Origin of the sequence: Thioclava sp. 'Guangxiensis', from assembly GCF_045348365.1 — a bacterium.
Taxonomy (GTDB): domain Bacteria; phylum Pseudomonadota; class Alphaproteobacteria; order Rhodobacterales; family Rhodobacteraceae; genus Thioclava; species Thioclava kandeliae.
In genome coordinates, this window is the sequence record NZ_CP155824.1 from 63,704 (window position 1) to 80,924 (window position 17,221).

Here is a 17,221-nt window from a genome sequence, read left to right on the forward strand (position 1 = left end):
CCTCTATCCGGCGGTGCCAAATTCCAGCCCGCCCAGTATGTCCAGCAATGCGCGCATTTCGGGGCGCTGCGCCGTGGTCTCGCCTATCGCCGCCAGAAGGCTGACCTCCATGCTGGGCGTGACAGGCCGCCACGCAAGCCCCTCCTTTGGGAGATCGAACGTAGTAAACCCGTCTACCAGTGTCATCCCCAGCCCCTGACGCACCAGATTGACCGCGATATTGTAGCGGTTCGTCTCGAGGCTGCGCGAGCTGCGCCGGTCGAAACCCGGAACATTGCGCATCAGCATCGCCACGATATCGCGGTCGGTGGTGATGGCGACCAGATCCTGACCGGAGATATCTCCGGCCCCGATCTCGGCATGCGCGGCCAGAGGATGATCCTCGGGCATGATACAGATGATGTGGCCCCCTGCGATCTTGAGCGTGCCCGGCAACGGGTCCGCGCCCGCCTGCACCATCAGCCCCAGATCATATTGCCCCCGCTCCACCGCCGCCGTGATATCGTGATTGGGATGCATATCAAAGATAAACCCCTGATCGCCATGCCTTTCGCGGTAAAGCCGCGCCAGCACCGGTAACAGACCCAGCGAAAGCGAGGGGGTCGCCGCCACGCGGATCAGACCAGGGCGCATCTGGCGGATCGTGTCCACATAGCGATCAAAGCGTGACAGCTCCGCCTCGAGCCGCGACGCCTCTCCCAGAAGCTGACGGGCGGCCTCTGTCGGGGTCAGCCGCCCCTTGTGACGCTCGAACAACGAGATGCCATGGCGACGTTCGATCATGGCGATGGCCTTCGAAACCGAAGGCTGTGCCATGTTCAAAAGGCGCGCCGCCGCAGACACGGATCCGAGTTGCATGACAGTGACGAATACCTCGATCTCGCGCCGGTCCATCTATTCCCTTTGGCTATAGGATACCTAAAATAAAGTATTAGACAGAATGAATTTTGCCGATCCATAGTCAAGCCTAAGAGAACCAAAATCTAAAAAACTGGTCCAACAGAGAGTAAGCACATGAAACTGAACAGACGTGCGGCGCTGATGGCGGCCGCAGCCACTGCCCTATTGCCCAAACAGCTTCTGGCGCAAGGCAAGACCGAATGGGCTGGGATCAAGGCGGCAGGCAAGGTGCGTGCCGGCGCGGTCGAGGCGAAACCCTGGTTCACACAGGATTTCGCAAGCGGTGATTGGAAAGGCCTCGTGCCCGATATCCTCGAGGCGGTGTTCGCGCCCGAAGGCATCTCCGTGGACTATATCGACACCCAATGGGGCACTGCTGTGGCGGGCCTGCAATCGGGCCGCTTCGACCTGATGGGCGCTTATAATTCCACGCCCGAACGGGCCGAAGCCATCGATTTCACCAAGGCAATTGGCGGGTTGCGCCTGACGATCCTGACGCTGAAAGACAACGCCGCAAGCTTTGCCAACTGGGACGCGATCGATAGTCCCGATGTCAAACTTGCCGTGATAGACGGCTCGGGGGCGGCCCGCATCCTGCAGCCCAAACTGACCAAGACCACATGGGTCGCCACGCCCTCGAGCGATACCATGTTCCTCGAACTGGAAAGCGGGCGCGTCGATGCCATCGTGACCTCGGATGCGCAGGTCGCCGATTACATCGCCAGCCGCGACCGTGGCACCATGGTCATCCCCGAACCGGTCGAGCGTCAGCCCACCAATATCGGCCTGCGCAAATCCGAGGACCACGAGCTTCTTGACTGGCTCGATACCCGCATTGCCGCCCTCGAAGCCGATGGCACAATGGACAAGATCTGGGCGAAATACACCAGCGTCGAGGGTTCGACCAAGTCATGACCGGAACGGACCCCATTCTTCGTATCGAGGATCTCCGTAAATCCTACGGTGTCTTCGAAGTGCTCAAAGGTATCTCGTTTGATGTGTATCCCCGTCAGGTCGTGGGGCTTCTGGGGCGCAGTGGCTCCGGCAAGTCAACCTTGCTGCGCTGTCTGAATTTCCTCGAACAGCCCAATGCCGGACGAATTTTTCTCGAGCAGGAAGAAGTGGGTGTCCGCAGTGCCGCCGGAGGGCGCAAGCCTGTTCCGGCGGCACGCCTTGCCTATCAGCGCCGCCAGATGGCAATGGTGTTCCAGAACTTCAATCTCTGGCCGCATATGACAGTGCTGGAGAATATCACCGAAGGTCCCGTCAAGGTGCTGGGACTGTCCAAGGACGAGGCCGTGGCCGAAGCGCGCAGCCTCCTGGTCAAGGTCGGCATGGAAACGAAGGAAGACCAGTATCCGATCCGCCTGTCGGGTGGTCAGCAGCAGCGCGTGTCCATTGCCCGTGCGCTGGCGATGCGACCCAGGCTGATGCTGTTCGACGAGCCGACCTCCTCGCTTGATCCCGAACTGGTGGCCGAGGTGCTCAAGGTCATGCGCGATCTGGCCGATGCGGGCACCACCATGCTGGTTGTGACCCACGAGATGGCCTTCGCGCGTGACGTCTGCGACCGCGTCCTTTTGCTGCATGAGGGCCAGCTGATCGAGCAGGGCCCGCCCGCCGAGGTCATGCTGCAATCGCAAAACCCTGTCGCCGCGTCCTTCTTCGCCGGACTGCGCGAGGAGGCCGCACAATGAGCTATGATTGGGATTTCGGCGTCTTGTGGGAATATCGCGGACTTCTGGCACAGGGTGTGCTGATGACCGCCAAGATCGTGGCGCTTTCGGTCGTACTCGGCATCCTGATCGGGATGCTTCTCACACCTCTGCGCATGTCGGAACGGATCTGGTTGCGCTGGCCCGCCACCGCCATGATCGAGGTGTTCCGCTCCTGCCCGCCTCTGGTGCTGGTCGTCTGGACCTATTACTGCCTGCCGATCATCGCAGGGCTGACACTGCCTGCCTACTGGACCTGCGTCTTCGCGATCTCGGTCTATTCGGGCGTCTATTTCGCCGAGATCTTCCGCTCGGGGGTGCAGGCCGTTGATCGCGGGCTGGTCGAGGCCGCGCAATCGGTCGGCATGCCGCGCTGGCGTATCCTGCACCGGATCGTGCTGCCGCTTGCTTTCCTGCGCATCATGCCGCCCTTTACCGGCCAGTGCATCATGGCGATCAAGAACTCGGTTCTGGGCAGCTATATCGCGGTGGGCGAGATCCTTTATGAAGGACAGAGGCTCAGCACCCATAGTTTCCGCCCGCTGGAGGTGCTCAGCTTCGTCGCCTTCTTCTTCATCTGCACGATCATGCCGCTCTCACTGATTGCGGGCGCCATAGAGCGCAAGATCCACCGTCGGTATTTCAGGCGCTAAACGATGACCCTTCCCTTCGATCCGCCAACGGGGCTTGCCCCGCGCCTGAGCCTTTTTGCCAGCGAGACGCCCGCCGAGGCGATTCCCGATAGCGTGATGCAGTCATGGGTCCTGCATCTGATCGACACGCTGGCCTGCGCGGCAGCCGGTAGCAGGCTCCCCCTTGCGCAGAGTGTGGCCACCTATGCCCGCCAGCAGGGATCGGGTCGCCCGCTCATCGGTGGCGGATCGAGCGGGCCGATGCTGGCGGCCTTCGCCAATGCCTTCGCGGCCAATCTTCTCGATTTTGATGACGGGTTCGAGCATGATGGCAAAGGTATGGGCCATCCGGGAGCCTCGCTGGTGGCCGCAGGGCTCGCGGCTCTGGGCGATGCGCCGGTAACGGGGCGCGCGTTTCTGACCGCTCTCGTATTGGGGGCAGAGATCAACAACCGACTGATCCTCTCGGTCCAGCCGAGTGCCAAACGCTTCGTGGAAGTCTACGGCATCGGACAGCATCAATCGGTGGGTGCTGCGGTCACCTATGCGCGGCTCAAGGGGTTGGGCGCGCCGCAGATGTCCAACGCGCTCAACCTCGCGGCCAGCCTCAGTGCGGTGCCGAGCCTGCACAAATATAACTGGTTCACCCGACCGATCATCAGCCTGAAGGATTTTGTGGCCCCATCCGCCCAGGCGGGCGTGCAGGGCGTCGATCTGGCGCTAGCGGGGTTACAGGGGCCGGCGGATATCTTCGAGGGACCACAGGGGTTCTGGCGGATGGTGGGCTCGGACCACTTTGCGCCCGACCTGCTGACCGAGGGATTGGGCCACGACTGGTATGCCGGGGACGGTGCGGTCAAGACCTATCCCGCCTGCCGCTGGATCGCGCCTGTGCTGGAGGCGTTCGATACAGTTCTGGCCGAAAGCGGCGCGCCTTTTGACCGGATCGCCCGTATCGAGGTCCATTCCTTTGCCGATGTCGCGACAAAGATGGCTCATACATCGCCTGAAAATGCCATTGATGCCCAGTTTTCCCTACCGCATCTCATGGCCTGTCAGGCCCTCGGGCGCGAAGCTGGACTGCCATGGTTCACGCCAGACGCCCTCGACCAGCTCGAGACCGCCCAGCTGGCCACCCGGCTCTCCTTCCATACCGATCCGGAGATGGATGCCGCCATGCGCGGGGTCGGTCGCAGACCACAGGCGCGCGTGGAGCTGACCCTGACCGATGGCGGTCACCATAGCTGCCGGATCGACGCGCCCCTAGGGGGAGCACTACGCCCCGTCCCGCCGGAAGTCGTCCATGCAAAGGCCGCGCGTCTCATGGCACAGGCGGGTATACCACATCCCGAAACCCTGCTCACCTCGCTCGCGGACATCTCAGAGGTCGAGGATATTCGCCCGCTCATTGCACCTTTCTTCACCCAGCCAGACGCGCCACGGTTCTCCTAAGCACCCGACGGATTCTCCGCCATACGCCGCGTCCTGTGAGTGGGGTTGATCTCCTCCTTCCCCACGCTAACTGGATATCATGCGCATATGGAGAGGTTCCGTTTGAACGGAAATTCCCGAAATCTTGTCAAATTGGCAAGTTTTGTGATGATCTGCTGCAATATGTCGCAATATAAAATTTTCTTTCACAAAATGGCCCTTTGTAAGCAGATACTCCCTTGCCAGCTTCGATCGAGCCGATATTTTTCCATTGTTGACCGGTAAGTCAAAAAACCGCGAGACCGGACTGCCCCCGCCAATGAGGGGCAGGTTCGTCAACGACAGAGAGGGGAAATCATGTCGAAGATGACGCGTAGCCTTTTGGCTGCTTCTGCACTCATGCTCGGGCTTTCGGCACCGGCATTCGCAAAAACCTTTGTATATTGCTCGGAAGCCTCGCCCGAAGGCTTCGATCCGGCGCCCTATACCGCCGGCACCACCTTCGATGCCTCTGCGCATCCGGTCTTCAACCGTCTGGTGGAATTCAAGAAGGGCACGACCGAGATCGAGCCGGGTCTTGCGACCTCATGGGATGTCTCCGATGACGGGCTGACCTATACGTTCCACCTGCGTCCCGATGTGAAATGGCAATCGGTGGATGGTTACGCACCCACTCGCACGATGAATGCCGATGACGTTATCTTCAGCTTCGACCGTCAGGGCAATCCCGACAATCCGTGGCATGATTACCTGCCCGGCATCACCTATGAATATTACTCGGCGATGGAGATGGCCGATCTGATCAAGTCCATCGAGAAGGTCGATGACATGACGGTCAAGATCACCCTGACCCGCCCCGAGGCCCCCTTCCTTGCAAACCTCGCCATGCCCTTCATGTCGATCGTATCGAAAGAATATGCCGATACGCTGGCCGAAGAGGGCAAGCAGGCGCAGTTCAATCAGGTGCCCGTCGGCACCGGCCCGTTCCAGTTCGTGGCCTATCAGCAGGATGCCGTCATCCGCTACAAGAAAAACGCCGACTATTGGGGCACAGCGCCCAAGATCGACGATCTTGTCTTTGCCATCACGCCCGAGGCCTCGGTCCGTCTGCAGCGTCTGCAGGCCAATGAATGCCAGCTGATGCCCTATCCCTCGCCTGCCGATCTGGACGCGATCAAGGCCGACAGCAATCTCAAGCTCGACCAGCAACCGGGCCTGAACGTGGCCTATCTGGCCTATAACACCACCATCGCACCTTTCGATAAGCCCGAGGTCCGCAAGGCCCTGAATATGGCGATCAACAAGCAGGCGATCATCGATGCCGTCTTCCAGGGCGCGGGCGAAGTGGCCAAAAACCCGATTCCGCCGACCATGTGGTCCTATAATGACAGCATCCAGGACGACCCCTATGACCCCGAAAAAGCCAAGCAGATGCTGGCTGATGCGGGCGTGAGCAATCTGGATATGGAGATCTGGGCGATGCCCGTCCAGCGCCCCTATATGCCCAATGCCCGCCGTACCGCCGAACTGATGCAGTCCGATCTGGAGAAGGTGGGCGTGAAGGCCTCGATCGTCTCCTATGAATGGGGCGAGTATCTGAAACGCTCCACCGATCCGGCGCGCAAAGGGGCGGTCATCATGGGCTGGACCGGCGACAATGGCGATCCCGACAACTTCATGGGCGTGCTCCTGAGCTGTGCGGCCACCGGTGATGGCGGCTCGAACCGCGCACAATGGTGCAACGAGGACTTCTCGGAGCTGCTGACCAAGGCCAAAGCCACCACCGATCAGGCCGAGCGCGCCAAGCTCTACGAGCAGGCGCAGGTGATCTTCAAGGAACAGGCCCCGTGGGACACGCTCGCGCATTCCACCCAATATGTGCCGATGCGCGCCAATGTTGAAGGCTTCCAGATGAGCCCTCTGGGGGATTTCACCTTCGAGACCGTCGACCTGAAATAAGCCTCGCGTAAATCCACATCAGGCGCGCGGGAGACCCCTCTCGCGCGCCTCTTTGCAAGGCGATGACATGATCCGCTTCTTCCTCAACAAGCTTCTCTACCTGATCCCGACCCTGATCGGCATCACCATCGTGGCCTTCGGCTTCGTGCGGGTGCTGCCGGGCGATCCGGTCACCCTTCTGGCGGGCGAGCGCGGGATCACCCCCGAACGCCATGCCGAGCTCGCGGCCCAGCTGGGCTTCGACCGGCCCGTCTGGGCGCAATATCTCGATTTCCTCTGGCGGCTTCTGCATGGCGATTTCGGCAATTCGATCGTCACCAAACAGCCCGTGTTGAGCGAATTCCTGCAGCTCTTCCCTGCCACCGTCGAGCTGTCGCTCTGCGCGATTATCCTTGCCACGCTGATCGGCGTGCCGGTGGGGGTGCTGGCGGCCGTCAAACGCGGCAGCTGGTTCGACCAGATCTCGATGACCACGGCCCTTGTGGGCTTCTCGATGCCGATCTTCTGGTGGGGCCTTCTGCTGATCATCTTCTTCTCGGGAACGCTCGGCTGGACGCCCGTTTCGGGCCGGATGTCGCTGATGTTCTATTTCGACACGCCCACGGGGTTCATGCTGATCGATAGCCTCCTCTCCGGTCAGGACGGCGCGTTCACCTCGGCGCTCTCGCATCTGATCCTGCCGGCAGTGGTGCTGGGCACCATTCCGCTGGCGGTGATTGCCCGCCAGACCCGCTCGGCCATGCTCGAGGTGATGGGCGAGGATTATGTCCGCACCGCCCGCGCCAAGGGTATGTCGGGCCGACGCGTTGTCATGGTCCATGCGCTGCGCAATGCGATGGTGCCGGTGGTGACCACGATCGGGCTGCAGATCGGCCTTCTGATGGCCGGTGCCATTCTGACCGAGACGATCTTCAGCTGGCCCGGTGTGGGCAAATGGATGATCGATTCCATCTCGCGGCGCGACTATCCGGTCGTGCAATCGGGTCTGCTGCTGATCGCGGGGATCGTGATGATCGTGAACCTGATCGTCGATCTGACCTATGGCCTCATCAATCCGAGGATCCGTCACAAATGAGCACTACTCTCCAGATGACCGACGGCCAGATCCGCCGCAAAATGATCGCGGATTTCTGGCATGATTTCCGCCGCAACAAGGGCGCGGTGGTGGGGCTTTGCGTCTTTGCGCTGATGGTTCTGATTGCCGTCTTCGCGCCGCTGATCGCGCCCCATGACGCAACAATGCAATATCGCGACGCCCTTCTTGTGCCGCCCTCATGGTCCGAAGGCGGCCAGTCCGAATTCCTTCTGGGCACCGATGCCGTGGGACGAGACATGCTCTCGCGCCTGATCTACGGCTCGCGCTATTCGCTGTTCATCGGCGTGGTTGTGGTGCTGGTCGCGCTTTCGGGCGGGATTATTCTTGGCCTTCTGGCCGGCTTCTTCGGCGGTTGGGTCGATACCGTGATCATGCGGATAATGGATATCATCCTGGCCTTCCCCTCGCTTCTGCTGGCACTGGTGCTGGTGGCAATCCTGGGGCCGGGCCTGACCAATGCGATGATCGCCATCGCCATCGTCTACCAGCCGCATTTCGCCCGCCTCACCCGCGCCGCGGTCATGGGCGAGAAATCGCGTGATTATGTAGTGGCGGCGCGGATGGCAGGCGCAGGGCCTGTCCGGCTGATGCTGAAGACCATCCTGCCCAATTGCCTCGCGCCGCTGATCGTGCAGGCGACGCTGTCATTTTCGTCCGCCGTGCTCGATGCCGCCGCCCTGGGCTTTCTTGGCATGGGCGCACAGCCGCCCTCGCCCGAATGGGGCACCATGCTGGCCGAGGCGCGCGAGTTCATTTTGCGGGCATGGTGGGTGGTCACCTTCCCCGGTCTGGCAATCCTGATCTCGGTGCTGGCGATCAACCTGATGGGCGACGGGCTGCGCGATGCCCTTGACCCGAAACTGAAACGGAGCTGATCCATGGCACTGCTATCCATCAAGAACCTGACGGTCAGCTTCGCCACCTCGGCAGGCCCGTTTAAGGCCGTGGACGGGATCGACGCCTATGTCGATGCCGGCGAGGTTCTGGCCATTGTGGGCGAGTCCGGTTCGGGCAAATCGGTCTCGATGCTGGCAGTGATGGGGCTTTTGCCCGACACCGCCACCGTCACCGCCGACGAAATGACCTATGACGGGCGCGACCTGTTGCATATGTCAAAGGCCGAACGCAGCCGCCTGATCGGGCGCGAGATCACGATGATCTTCCAGGAGCCCATCGCCTCGCTCAACCCCGCCTTTACGGTGGGCTTCCAGATCGAGGAGGTGCTGCGGATCAACAAGGGTCTGGGCAAACGCGAGGCGCGGGCGCAGGCGATCCATCTGTTCGAGCAGGTGGGCATCCCCGAGCCAGAGGTGAAGATCGACGCCTATCCGCATCAGATGTCGGGCGGCCAATGCCAGCGGGTGATGATCGCGATGGCGATCGCCACCGGCCCGAAGCTGCTGATCGCCGATGAGCCGACGACCGCGCTTGATGTGACGATCCAGAAGCAGATCCTCGATCTGTTGATGGAGTTGCAGGAGGCGCATGGGATGGGGCTGATCCTGATCACCCATGATATGGGGGTGGTGGCCGAGACCGCCGACCGCGTGATGGTGCAATATAAGGGGCGCAAGATGGAAGAGGCCGAGGTGCTCTCGCTCTTCGAGGCGCCGCAACATCCCTACACGAAGGCGCTTCTCTCGGCACTGCCGGAACTGGCCACGGGCGACAGGCTGCCCACGGTCTCGGATTATTATACGGAGGCTGGCGTATGACCACAGTCGTTGCAGGGCGCGGCCTGACGCAGGATTACCATGTGTCGGGCGGCATGCTTGGCCGCGCGAAGACCGTGCGCGCCGTGAAAGGTGTCGATTTCGCCGTCGAGAAGGGCAAGACGCTGGCCATCGTGGGCGAGAGTGGCTCGGGCAAATCCACCTTGGCGCGGATCATCGCTCTGATCGATGCTCAATCGGGTGGCACGCTGGAGATTGGCGGAGAGGCTGTCGACATCTCGAAACGCAAGCCTGACCACAAGTTGCGCTCGATGGTGCAGATGGTCTTCCAGAACCCCTACGGGTCTTTGAACCCGCGCCAGAAGGTAGGCGATTGCCTGACCGAGCCGCTTCTGCTGAACACCAAATTCAGCGGCAAGGAACGGCGCGAGAAAGCCGAGGCGATGCTGGAAAAGGTCGGGCTGCAGGCCGCGCATTTCAACCGCTATCCCCATATGTTCTCGGGCGGGCAGCGCCAGCGGATCGCCATTGCGCGGGCGCTCATGCTCAACCCCGAGCTACTGGTGCTGGACGAGGCGGTCTCGGCGCTCGATCTTTCGGTGCAGGCGCAGGTGCTGAACCTGCTCGCCGATCTGCAGGAAGAGCTGGGCCTGACCTATGTCTTCATCAGCCACGATCTGTCGGTCGTGCGCTATATCGCCGATGAGGTGATGGTAATGAACAAGGGGGAGGCGGTCGAGCAGGCCTCGCGCGATGCGATCTTTAGCGACCCACAGCATCCCTACACCCGCCAGCTCTTTGCCGCCACGCCCGTCACCGATCTGGAGGCCATTCGGGCACGGGTGGCGCGCAGGAAGGCCCGCGCGCCCGCTCTTTGATCAGATCTCCTTCAGCGCGGCCTCGACCGTGCTGAGGAGCCGGTCCACATGGCGCGCATTGAAAATCAGCGGGGGGCGGATCTTGAGGATATTCGCCCCCGGCCCCGTTGAGGAAATCAGCACGCCCTTCTGACGCATCAGATTGACGCAGGCGGTCGCCGTCGCGGCATCGGGGGTCTTAGCCGCGTGATCGGTCACGAACTCGCAAGCCACATACATCCCCACACCGCGCACATCGCCGATACGCTCGTCCTTCAGGCTGCGCAGGCCATCACGGATGGCATCGCCCATGGTGACCGCATTGGCCAGCAGGTTATCCTCGCGGATCGTGTCGAAGACGGCGCGGGCTGCGGCCACTGCCACCGTATTGCCGCCGAAGGTGTTGAAATAGCGCAGATCCTGCCCGAAGGGCGCGACCACATCATGGCGGACCGCGATCCCCGCCACCGGAAAGCCATTGCCCATCGGTTTGCCCATGGTGACGATCTCGGGGTCGATGCCAAGGCGCTGATAGCCCCACATCGCCTCGCCCGAGCGGCCAAAGCCCGATTGCACCTCATCGGCGATCATGATGCCGCCATGGGCGCGCACCACCTCGGCCACGGGCGCCAGAAGCCCCTTCGGGTCGGAATAGATGCCATCGGAGGAAAACAGGCTGTCGGCGATGAAACAGGCGATGCCATCGCCATGGCGCTCCAGATCCTCGATCTGCGCCTTCACCTCGGCAGCCATCTGCGCACCCAAGGTTGCCACATCGCGGCGGTAGCTGTCAGGCGCGGCCACGCGGCGCACCCATGTGCCCAAGGGCGATTTCGCGCCCAGCGAGGGCGAATAGCCCGCCGTCAGATGCGAGGTGCCGTGATAGGCCTCGGAGGTGATGATCACCCCGCGTTTGCCGGTTTTGTGCATCGCGATGCGGGTTGCCAGATCATTGGCCTCGGACCCCGTGCAGGTGAACATCATATGGCCGTTCTCCGCGATCTGCCCGCCGAAGCTCGGCAGCATTTCCTCGGCCAGATCAAGGATCCCGTCCTGCACATAGCGCGTATGGGTGCATAGCCGCCCCATCTGGGCCGAGACCGCCTCGACCACGCGGGGATGGGCGTGGCCCAGCGAGACCACATTGTTATAAGCGTCGAGATAATCGCGCCCATCGGGGTCATAGAGATAGGCGCCCTCGCCACGTTCGACCGTCAGGGGATCTTGATAGAACAGCCGGTAGGCCGGGCCCAGCAGGCGCGCGCGGCGCTCGATGCGCTCGGCCAGCGCGGGGGCAAGATCGGCAGCTTTGGACGGGTCGAACCCGTTGACCATGCCGATGGCGGGTTTGGATAGGGTATCGATGCTCATGAGCCTCTCCGGAATTCGGGACGGGCGCGCAGGATCGCTTCAACCTCAGCGGTCGGGCGCGCAAGAAACCATTGGAGCTGCGCCCAGCTGGGCGCGGCATTGCGTAGGATATAGGGGGCATTCTCGGGCATGAGCGCTGCGCGATACTGGGTCATTACCGCCCGCACCAGCACCCGCGCCATGACCATATGCGGGATGATGGCCAGCTCTTCATCGCTCAACGGCGCCCGTTCCAGATAGCCCGCAAGCACCGGATAGGCGTTGGCGAAGATATCCTGATCGGGGGTGAACGCCTTCAGGATCTGCCCCATCAGCGCCACCGCAAGATCAATCGCCACCGCCGATTCCACAACATCTCCGAAATCGATCACCCCCGTCACATGGCCCGTTTCGGGATCGGCCACGATATTGGAGGCGTAGAAATCGTTATGCACCACCTGCCGCGGCAGCGCCGGAATGCGGTGTGCCACCTCGGCCAGCCGCGCGAAGGCCTCACCGGCCAGTGCCTGATGACGGGGCGGCAGGCTGACCTCGCCCAGAAGGGGCCTCAGCCGCATCACATGCTGCACATCCCAAACCAGCTGGCGGCTCTGATGGGGATGGCGGAAGCCACCTAGGGCAAGACGCAGCTCGGCCAGCACCCGCCCGATCTCGGGCAGGGTCTCGGTACGGGTTTCCATCATGTCCAAGGGTGTGCCTTCAACGAAACTGAGCAGCCGGTAGAACCGCCCCGAGGCCGGCTCGCGCAGCATCCCCTCGCCCGTTCTGGCACGGATCACACGCGGCGCGGGCCGGGTAAAATGCTCCGCAAGATGATCCAGTACCGCGTTCTGCAGATCAAGTTCACCCTGCGTCTCGTCGGGATTGGCGATCTTCAGGATATAGCGGGCGTCTGGAGCCGTGATCAGATAGGTATCGTCCTTCTCGGTCTCGAGCCGCTTCATCGCCCCCGAGATCCCGTAAGCCTCTTGGCACAGGCGGGCGGCCTCATGGCGGCCGATACGGGTAAAGCGCGTGGCCAGCCCCCCCTGCCCCGCAAAGCGAAGCGCGTCATTCAGATCTGTCATGTCACTCTCCGGCTCCGGCCCGCCCCGCATCGGGACGGGCCAAGAGCTATCAGCTTCGCGGCGCGCTCACAAATGGTGTCGGATGAGCGGACTGATAGGCAGCCGCCAACGCCAGCACCACCTCGTCCTCGAACCAGCGGCCCACGAATTGCAACCCGATCGGCAGGCCATCGGCATCGAAGCCGCAATTGACCGATACGGCAGGCTGCTCGGTCATGTTGAACGGATAGGTGAAAGGCGACCAGTCGGTCCATTCCGTCATCCCCGAGCCGGGCGGCACATCGACACCCGCCTCAAAGGCGGTCAGCGGCATGGTGGGCAGCATCAGCGCATCATAGCGTTCATGGAACTTAGCCATGGTCACCTTCAGCTGGGCGCGGACCTGATCGGCAGCGATGAAATCGCGCGCGCTCAGGAGGCGGCCCTGTTCGGTGATCGATACGAAACCGGGATCCATTCTGGCGATCTGCTCGGGGCTAGGATTGACCTGCTCGACCGCCCAGGCCTGAGCGGCATACCACAGATCCAGAAGCGCCTGCTGAGGGCTGGCAAAACCGGGATCGGCTTCTTCGATAATCGCACCCAGATCGGCCATGGCCCTCGCGGCACGGTCGACGGCCTCGGCCACGGCAGGGGCCACGGGCGCGCCATCCAGCGTGCGGGCATAGGCGATACGCATCCCCTTGATCGAGCGGCGTGTGGCGGCGGCGAAATCGGGCACATCCTTGGGCGAGCGGCCATAAAGCGCATTCACCGAAGGGCCGGACACCGCATTGAGAAACAGCCCGCTATCCTCGACGGTGCGGGTCAGCGGACCACGATGGGCAAGCTCGAAAAGGCCTGTGGGTGCGGTCGAAGGCACCCAGCCGAAGGTCGGCTTGATCCCGAAGACCCCGCAGAAGGACGAAGGGATACGGATCGAGCCCGCCCCGTCCGAGCCCTCATGCAGCACGCCCATATTGAGCGCCGCAGCCACGGCCGCACCGCCCGAAGAGCCCCCCGAGGCACGCGCGGTGTTCCACGGATTGAGTGTGTTGCCGCCCTCTGGTCCATGGGTCAGACCTTTCCAGCCGAATTCCGGCGAGGCGGTGGTGCCAAGGATCGGCGTGCCTGCCTGACGCAGCTTGGTGACGATCTCCAGATCGGTCGGAGACGGGTCCTTCTCACCCAGAACCGAGCCCTTGCGGAACGGAATGCCCTTCACGCGGGTGAGTTCCTTGATGGTGGCAGGCACCCCGTCGATGGGCGAGAGCGGCTCGCCTTTGGCCCAGCGGGCCTCCGAGGCGCGCGCCTCGGACAGCGCCTCCTCGGCCACCACATAGACGAAGGCGTTGACGTCGCCGTCAAACCGTTCGATCCGGTCGAGCGCGGCCTGCACCGCCTCGACGGGCGACGCCTCTTTGGCCGCATAAGCGCGGGTCAGTTCGGTGGCGCTCATCTCGCCCAGATCGGTTTTGTCGATCACATCCATAATGTTACGCCTCCTCAAGCACGCTGCGGGCCAGATCGGTCTCGGCCAGCGCATCCAGCGCGCGTTTCATCGCCGCCATCATCTCGTCCACCTGCTCGGCAGTGATGATCATCGGCGGACACAGGCAGATCGCATCACCGATGGCGCGCACGATCAGCCCTTCTTCCAGCAGGCAGGCCTGCGCCGCCTGACCCATCTGGCCGACCTTGGCCGTGCCCTTCAGCTCGAGTGCACCGATCAGGCCCACACCGCGCGACCAGAGCGCCATCGGATGGCTCTCGAGCGCCTTCAATCCTGCCAGAAACTGGCCTTCAAGGCGGGCGGCATTGCCCACCAGATCGCGCTCCTCGATGATCTTGATATTCTCGAGGCCCACAGCCGTGGCAACGGGGTGGCCCGAGGCGGTATAGCCATGGCCGAACACGCCCAGACGGTGGCTTTCATCCGCGATGGGATTGTAGAACTCATCGCTCATCAGGATCGCGGAAAGCGGCATATAGGACGAGGAGATCTGCTTCGAGGTCACCATCACATCGGGAGTGATCCCGAAGGTCTCGCAGGCAAACATCTTCCCCGTCCGGCCAAAGCCGCAGATGACCTCATCGGCCACCAGAAGGATGTCATATTTGCGCAAAACCGCCTGAATGGCCTCCCAATAGCCTTCGGGCGGCACGATCACGCCACCTGCGCCCATCACCGGCTCGCCAAACATGGCGGCAATCGTCTCGGGGCCTTCTTTCAGGATCAGCTCTTCCAGCGCCTCGGCCATACGGGCGGAGAATTGCTCTTCGGTCTCGCCGTCCAGATGGTCGCGCGGATAATCGGGCGTGAGCGTATGGATCATCCGGTCGAGCGGCAGATCGAAGCTGCCGTGATTGGCCGGAATACCGGTGACCGAGCCTGCCGCGATCGTCACCCCGTGATAGCCCTTCACCCGCCCGATGATCTTCTTCTTCTCGGGCAGACCCAGCGCATTCGAGCGATACCAGATCATCTTCACGACCAGATCATTGGCCTCGGACCCCGAGGAGGTGAAATGCACCTTCGTTAGATGCGCGGGCGAGATCTGCACCAGCTTCTCGGCCAGATCGACCGAAGGGCCATGCGCCTTGTAGTTGAAGCTGTGATAATAGGGCAGTCTCTGCATCTGCGCATAGGCCACATCGGCCAGACGCTTCTCGTTGAAGCCCACAGCCACCGACCAGAGCCCTGCAAGCCCCTCGATATAGCGCTTGCCCGACTGGTCGAAGACATAGATGCCCTCGCCACGGTCGATGATCAGGCCGCCTTTTTCCTCATAGACCCGCAAATCGACCGAGGGGTGGAACTGATAGGCAATATCGCGGGCCTCGATGGAATTGGGCGCAATGGTTTTCGATTGAGACATCTTTGTCGTCCTTGGTTCCGGCGCTTGCGCGCCATAAGATTTCAGCTGAAGGCCAGATCCCAGTCCTTGCCGGGAATGGCCTCGATCAGAGAGCGTGTGTAGGGGTGCTGGGGAGCGTCGAACACCTGCGCGCCCGGCCCGATCTCGACGCAACGGCCCTTTTGCATGACCATCACCCTATCACAGATCTGGGCGGCCACGCGCAGATCATGGGTGATGAACACAAGGCTGAGGCCCAGCTCGCGTTTGAGCTCTTCCAGCAGCTCCAGCACCTGCGCCTGAATGGAGACATCAAGCGCCGAGACCGCCTCATCGGCCACGATGATCTCGGGTTTCAGCGCGAGCGCACGGGCAATCCCGATCCGCTGGCGCTGCCCGCCCGAGAATTCATGCGGGAAGCGTTTGGCCGATCCGGGAAGGCCCACGCGGGCCAGAAGCGCCTCGGCCTCGGCCAAAGCCTGTTTGGGCGGCGTGCCATGGGCGATGGGGCCATCGGCAATCGTCTGCCCCACGCGGATACGCGGGTTGAGCGAGGAAAACGGGTCCTGAAAGATCATCTGCACACGGGCGCGCAGCTCTTGCAATGCGGGGCCTGTGGCATGGGTCATATCCTGCCCGTCCAGCACCATCCGGCCCGCATCCAGATCCTGCAGCTTCACCAGGCAGCGGCCCAGAGAGGATTTCCCCGAACCGCTTTCACCAACAATCCCAAGGGTTTCACCGCGTCCGATGGTGACGGTGATATCCTTCACCGCCTCGACCACACGGGCCTTGCGGAACATGCCGCCGCCTGTGCGATAGGTCTTGCACGCGCCTTCCACCTGCATCAAGGGCGGGCGTTCGGGGCATGCTGCCCGTCCTGCGCGCAGCTTCGGGATCGCATCGATCAGCCCGATCGTATAGGGGTGCTCGGGGTGGTGGAGAACCTTCTCGGCGGGGCCTTCCTCGACCACGCGGCCCAGTTTCATCACCGTCACATAATCGGCAATCTCCGCCACCACACCAAAATCATGGGTGATGAACATCACCGCCATGTTGCGGCTTTGCTGGAGGTTGCGGATGAGTTCCAAGATCTGCGCCTGTGTGGTCACATCGAGCGCGGTGGTCGGCTCGTCTGCCACCAGAACCTCCGGCTCGAGGGCCAGCGCCATGGCGATCACCACCCGCTGGCGTTGCCCGCCCGAGAGCTGGTGCGGATAGGCCCTCGCTGCGCGTTTGGGGTCGGGCAGACCCACCTCGGTCAGCAGATCCAGCGCACGGGCGCGGCGTTCGGAAGGGCGCAAGAGGCCATGAGCCTCGAAGACCTCGGCGATCTGATCCTCGATCCGCATGAGCGGATTGAGCGCCGACATCGGTTCCTGAAAGATCATCGCCACCCGCTTGCCGCGCAGGGCGCGCATCTCGGCCTCGGTGACACCCACAAGATCCTGATCGCCCAGCCGGATGCGACCATCATTGACGCGCAGCCCCTCGGGCAGGAGCCCCATCAGCGCATTGGCCGACATCGATTTGCCAGAACCGCTTTCGCCCACCACGCACAGGATCTTGCCGGGCCAGAGATCGAAGCTCACGCGGTCCACCGCATAGAGACGGTCGGCCCCTTCGGGCAGCGCGATCTTCAGCCCCTCGATGCGCACCGCAGGTTTGGTCATGGTTGCATCC

At 62.4% G+C, this 17,221-nt stretch carries 15 protein-coding genes; 9 read left to right on the forward strand and 6 right to left on the reverse strand.

All coding sequences use genetic code 11. From position 1 onward, the window contains the following. Positions 1 to 3: 3 nt before the first annotated feature. The gene (locus ABEB22_RS17595) at positions 4 to 894 is read right to left on the reverse strand and encodes a LysR family transcriptional regulator (protein ID WP_349295137.1); all 891 of its coding nucleotides are present in this window, start codon (positions 892 to 894) and stop codon (positions 4 to 6) included. A 120-nt stretch (positions 895 to 1,014) separates the two neighbouring features. Here ABEB22_RS17595 and ABEB22_RS17600 point away from each other — a divergent pair, with 120 nt between their 5' ends. From ABEB22_RS17600 to ABEB22_RS17640, 9 genes are all read left to right on the forward strand, one after another. Beyond that, positions 1,015 to 1,815, forward strand: coding sequence for a transporter substrate-binding domain-containing protein (locus ABEB22_RS17600; RefSeq protein ID WP_349295138.1), 801 nt, complete (start codon positions 1,015 to 1,017; stop codon positions 1,813 to 1,815). Then, positions 1,812 to 2,597, forward strand: a complete 786-nt coding sequence (locus ABEB22_RS17605) for an amino acid ABC transporter ATP-binding protein (RefSeq protein ID WP_349295139.1) — start codon at positions 1,812 to 1,814, stop codon at positions 2,595 to 2,597. The genes ABEB22_RS17600 and ABEB22_RS17605 overlap by 4 nt, the downstream gene beginning before the upstream one ends. Further along, positions 2,594 to 3,268, forward strand: coding sequence for an amino acid ABC transporter permease (locus ABEB22_RS17610; RefSeq protein ID WP_339115229.1), 675 nt, complete (start codon positions 2,594 to 2,596; stop codon positions 3,266 to 3,268). Before ABEB22_RS17605 ends, ABEB22_RS17610 begins: the two co-directional genes overlap by 4 nt. 3 nt (positions 3,269 to 3,271) lie before the next feature. After that, positions 3,272 to 4,699: an MmgE/PrpD family protein gene (locus ABEB22_RS17615; RefSeq protein ID WP_349295140.1), complete on the forward strand. Its 1,428-nt coding sequence runs from the start codon at positions 3,272 to 3,274 to the stop codon at positions 4,697 to 4,699. A gap of 336 nt (positions 4,700 to 5,035) precedes the next feature. Further along, the gene (locus tag ABEB22_RS17620) at positions 5,036 to 6,637 is read left to right on the forward strand and encodes an ABC transporter substrate-binding protein (RefSeq protein ID WP_349295141.1); all 1,602 of its coding nucleotides are present in this window, start codon (positions 5,036 to 5,038) and stop codon (positions 6,635 to 6,637) included. Positions 6,638 to 6,704: 67 nt separating this feature from the next. Further along, entirely contained in the window at positions 6,705 to 7,712 is a 1,008-nt protein-coding gene (locus ABEB22_RS17625; protein WP_349295142.1) for an ABC transporter permease subunit, read from the forward strand. Positions 7,713 to 7,726: 14 nt separating this feature from the next. Beyond that, positions 7,727 to 8,608 (forward strand): ABC transporter permease subunit, encoded by an 882-nt coding sequence (locus tag ABEB22_RS17630; RefSeq protein WP_406871219.1) that lies wholly within the window; start codon positions 7,727 to 7,729, stop codon positions 8,606 to 8,608. Between the two features lie 3 nt (positions 8,609 to 8,611). Then, positions 8,612 to 9,448, forward strand: coding sequence for an ABC transporter ATP-binding protein (locus ABEB22_RS17635; RefSeq protein WP_349295144.1), 837 nt, complete (start codon positions 8,612 to 8,614; stop codon positions 9,446 to 9,448). Further along, on the forward strand, positions 9,445 to 10,284 hold the full coding sequence (locus tag ABEB22_RS17640; protein ID WP_349295145.1) for an ATP-binding cassette domain-containing protein: 840 nt from the start codon (positions 9,445 to 9,447) through the stop codon (positions 10,282 to 10,284). The genes ABEB22_RS17635 and ABEB22_RS17640 overlap by 4 nt, the downstream gene beginning before the upstream one ends. On the opposite strand, the gene ABEB22_RS17645 is transcribed toward ABEB22_RS17640, so the two are convergent. Genes ABEB22_RS17645 through ABEB22_RS17665 form a run of 5 tightly spaced genes read right to left on the reverse strand, consistent with a single transcriptional unit; the run spans position 10,285 to position 17,211 of the window. Further along, positions 10,285 to 11,634: an aspartate aminotransferase family protein gene (locus ABEB22_RS17645; RefSeq protein WP_349295146.1), complete on the reverse strand. Its 1,350-nt coding sequence runs from the start codon at positions 11,632 to 11,634 to the stop codon at positions 10,285 to 10,287. After that, complete coding sequence (locus ABEB22_RS17650) at positions 11,631 to 12,701, reverse strand: phosphotransferase (protein WP_349295147.1); 1,071 nt, start codon at positions 12,699 to 12,701, stop codon at positions 11,631 to 11,633. Before ABEB22_RS17650 ends, ABEB22_RS17645 begins: the two co-directional genes overlap by 4 nt. Before the next feature lie 49 nt (positions 12,702 to 12,750). Beyond that, positions 12,751 to 14,172 carry an amidase gene (locus ABEB22_RS17655; RefSeq protein ID WP_349295148.1) on the reverse strand — a complete coding sequence of 474 codons (1,422 nt, stop codon included), beginning with the start codon at positions 14,170 to 14,172 and terminating at the stop codon, positions 12,751 to 12,753. 4 nt (positions 14,173 to 14,176) lie between these two features. Further along, positions 14,177 to 15,559, reverse strand: coding sequence for an aspartate aminotransferase family protein (locus tag ABEB22_RS17660; RefSeq protein WP_349295149.1), 1,383 nt, complete (start codon positions 15,557 to 15,559; stop codon positions 14,177 to 14,179). 41 nt (positions 15,560 to 15,600) lie between these two features. Continuing rightward, a complete protein-coding gene (locus ABEB22_RS17665; RefSeq protein WP_349295312.1) occupies positions 15,601 to 17,211 on the reverse strand; it encodes an ABC transporter ATP-binding protein in 1,611 nt (536 codons plus the stop codon). Positions 17,212 to 17,221 lie beyond the last annotated feature (10 nt).

Coding starts and splice junctions, on each gene's coding strand:
- ABEB22_RS17600 (WP_349295138.1), top strand. CDS start 1,015: ATGAAACTGAACAGACGTGCGGCGCTGATGGCGGCCGCAGCCACTGCC.
- ABEB22_RS17595 (WP_349295137.1), bottom strand. CDS start 894: ATGGACCGGCGCGAGATCGAGGTATTCGTCACTGTCATGCAACTCGGA.
- ABEB22_RS17615 (WP_349295140.1), top strand. CDS start 3,272: ATGACCCTTCCCTTCGATCCGCCAACGGGGCTTGCCCCGCGCCTGAGC.
- ABEB22_RS17665 (WP_349295312.1), bottom strand. CDS start 17,211: ATGACCAAACCTGCGGTGCGCATCGAGGGGCTGAAGATCGCGCTGCCC.
- ABEB22_RS17650 (WP_349295147.1), bottom strand. CDS start 12,701: ATGACAGATCTGAATGACGCGCTTCGCTTTGCGGGGCAGGGGGGGCTG.
- ABEB22_RS17640 (WP_349295145.1), top strand. CDS start 9,445: ATGACCACAGTCGTTGCAGGGCGCGGCCTGACGCAGGATTACCATGTG.
- ABEB22_RS17630 (WP_406871219.1), top strand. CDS start 7,727: ATGACCGACGGCCAGATCCGCCGCAAAATGATCGCGGATTTCTGGCAT.
- ABEB22_RS17655 (WP_349295148.1), bottom strand. CDS start 14,172: ATGGATGTGATCGACAAAACCGATCTGGGCGAGATGAGCGCCACCGAA.
- ABEB22_RS17610 (WP_339115229.1), top strand. CDS start 2,594: ATGAGCTATGATTGGGATTTCGGCGTCTTGTGGGAATATCGCGGACTT.
- ABEB22_RS17635 (WP_349295144.1), top strand. CDS start 8,612: ATGGCACTGCTATCCATCAAGAACCTGACGGTCAGCTTCGCCACCTCG.
- ABEB22_RS17625 (WP_349295142.1), top strand. CDS start 6,705: ATGATCCGCTTCTTCCTCAACAAGCTTCTCTACCTGATCCCGACCCTG.
- ABEB22_RS17645 (WP_349295146.1), bottom strand. CDS start 11,634: ATGAGCATCGATACCCTATCCAAACCCGCCATCGGCATGGTCAACGGG.
- ABEB22_RS17605 (WP_349295139.1), top strand. CDS start 1,812: ATGACCGGAACGGACCCCATTCTTCGTATCGAGGATCTCCGTAAATCC.
- ABEB22_RS17620 (WP_349295141.1), top strand. CDS start 5,036: ATGTCGAAGATGACGCGTAGCCTTTTGGCTGCTTCTGCACTCATGCTC.
- ABEB22_RS17660 (WP_349295149.1), bottom strand. CDS start 15,559: ATGTCTCAATCGAAAACCATTGCGCCCAATTCCATCGAGGCCCGCGAT.